This is a genomic window from Sphingomonas sp. AOB5 (assembly GCF_029433115.1).
In the GTDB taxonomy this organism is placed as follows: Bacteria; Pseudomonadota; Alphaproteobacteria; order Sphingomonadales; family Sphingomonadaceae; genus Sphingomonas.
In genome coordinates this window covers 1-513 of the sequence record NZ_JARNTV010000143.1, presented here as the reverse complement: position 1 = coordinate 513, position 513 = coordinate 1, and the positions used below count along the sequence as shown (strand labels likewise).

Annotated in this window: 1 protein-coding gene; it reads left to right on the top strand. The window is 68.0% G+C overall.

Translation table 11 applies throughout. From position 1 onward, the window contains the following. Positions 1 to 300: 300 nt before the first annotated feature. Positions 301 to 513: hypothetical protein (locus P1X14_RS22090; protein ID WP_277317576.1), on the top strand; the 213-nt coding region annotated here is incomplete at its 3' end.

The window sequence follows — 513 nt, the reverse complement described above, 5'->3', positions numbered from 1 at the left end:
GACCCCGGCCGCGACCATCCAGTCGCGCCGCTCCGCCGCGATCTCGGGCCGGTCGCGCCACGCAAGCTCCCATGACCGCACGCTCGCAGCCACGCGCCCTGCCAGGCTTCCGCTGGGTTGGTCTTCGCTCATCTTCGCCGCCGCTGGCGCAAAGCGGCCGCCAATTCAAGCCGAGTCATCGACAAGTCGCAAAGCTGTCATCGCGCCGACGCCGCAAATGCATCACCACGCAATCCGCACCTCGCAGGACCGCCGCGACCCGAGCGCAAATGACTCGGTCGCGAAACTAGAGGGGTTCCCATGACCGATATCAGCTTCGGCTATACCGACGGCGACGTCGATACGAACAATTCCGCCAATCCCACGCTGAACGAGATGATCGACCAGCGCTATTCGCGCCGCCAGATGCTGCGCAACGGTGGCGCTGCGATGGCGACCGCCGCGATCGGCGGCTCGGTTCTCGCCGCCTGCGACAGCCCGGCTCCGGGCGAGGCCGCCCCCACCGTCACCGCC